This window comes from Mycobacterium sp. MFM001, assembly GCF_003402475.1.
Taxonomy (GTDB): domain Bacteria; phylum Actinomycetota; class Actinomycetes; order Mycobacteriales; family Mycobacteriaceae; genus Mycobacterium.
The window spans coordinates 581-2,174 of the sequence record NZ_BFAB01000036.1 but is presented as its reverse complement, the minus strand read 5'-3'; the positions used below and the strand labels follow the sequence as shown (position 1 = coordinate 2,174).

Here is a 1,594-nt window from a genome sequence, read left to right as displayed (position 1 = left end):
CGCACGGGCACCGTATTGATCAACAGCCCCACCATCGAGTCCGCGCCGGGCACTTCGGCCGGCCGCCCCGAAACCACAGCACCGAACGCGACATCACGCTGGCCCGTCAACGCTGACAACAACTGCGCCCAAGCCGCCTGCAACACAGTGCTCACCGTGGTGCGCTGCGAGCGCGCCAACTCCCCAACGGCCCGCGTCGTCTGCTCAGACACCCGAACCGACACGACACCTCGCCGCCCCAGCCCCAACCGATCCGGCGGCCCCACCAAGGTCGGGGTGTCAAAACGGTCGAACACCTCCCGCCACGCCGCGCGGGCCGCATCAAGGTCACGCTCGGCCAACCAAGTGACAAAACGGCGATACGGCGCGGGCACCGCCAACCGCTGCCCGTAATAGCCGGCGAATATCTCCCCCAGCAGAATCGGCAGTGACCAGCCATCGAGCACGATGTGATGATTGGTCAGCACAAACCGGTGCTGATCCTCTGCGGTGCGGATCAACGCCGCCCGAAACGCCGACTGGCCGGCAAGGTCGTAGACCGCGGCCCGTTCGGCCGCACACAACGCCTCGATCTGCTCATCAGGGTCAGCGCTGCCATCAACCTCGACGTAGCGCCACGGCACGACCGGATCGGCCGGGATGATCTGCACCGGCTCGTCGAACTGTTCACAGAATCGGGCCGCCAGGTTGGGATGCCGGTTGACGGCCATCTGCACCGCATCGCGCAGGCGGTGCGGGTCAAGCGAGCCGCTCACATCGATATCCAGTTGCACCGCATACACATCGTCGCCGCCGCCCTGCGCGGTGGCCGCATGAAACAGCAGCCCCTGCTGCAGCGGGGTCAACGGCAACACATCCGCAATGGGGTATTGCCGCTCCAGTTCGTCGATCTCCTGCTGGGTCAAACCCGCCGGCGCGATATCCGACGGTGTCAACCCGCCCCCACCGGCGCGCACATGCGCACAGATCCCGGCCAGCGCCTCAAACCACAACCGACCCAGCTGGCTGACTTGGGCCTGATCCAATGCCGAGGGCGCCCACGACCAGTTGGCCTGCAGCTGTGGACCGGTGACGGTCTCCACGGTGCCCGCGTTGAGCTCCAGCGTGTGCGCCAACGGCATCTGTATAGCCGCCGCGGCGCCGGCAACCGACAAGCCGTCCTGGCCGATCCGCCAGACATCACCGGCCGCCTCACCCGCCGCCGCGCCCAGACGCCCCAGATAGTTGAACCCGATCGGCGGGTCCGACCCGTCCAAATCCACGTCTGGGTTCAAATAGCGCAACAGACCGTAACTCAACGGATCCGGCAGGGCGCGCAGCTGCTCTTTGCCGTCCTTGATCAACGCCCCCAGCCCGGCTTCGCCGGCGATCACCTGCGCCCATTCCAGCCCACCGACGGTCAACGCCACCGGGTATTTAGTCGTAAACCATCCCACCGTGCGCGACAGGTCCACATCGGCGGCCAACTCCTCGTGGCGCCCATGTCCCTCCACATCGATGCCGATTGGCGCGCAACCGTTTCCCACGAACTCCGCGACCGCCAACCCGAAGGCAATCAACAAAATGTCTTGCACCCCAGCGTGAAACGCCGCCG

The 1,594-nt window shown here is 66.2% G+C and carries 1 protein-coding gene; it reads right to left on the bottom strand.

Annotation, left to right across the window (positions count from 1 at the left end):
- A partial coding sequence (locus MFM001_RS24235) for a condensation domain-containing protein (protein WP_238159382.1) occupies positions 1-1,594 on the bottom strand: 1,594 nt, incomplete at both ends.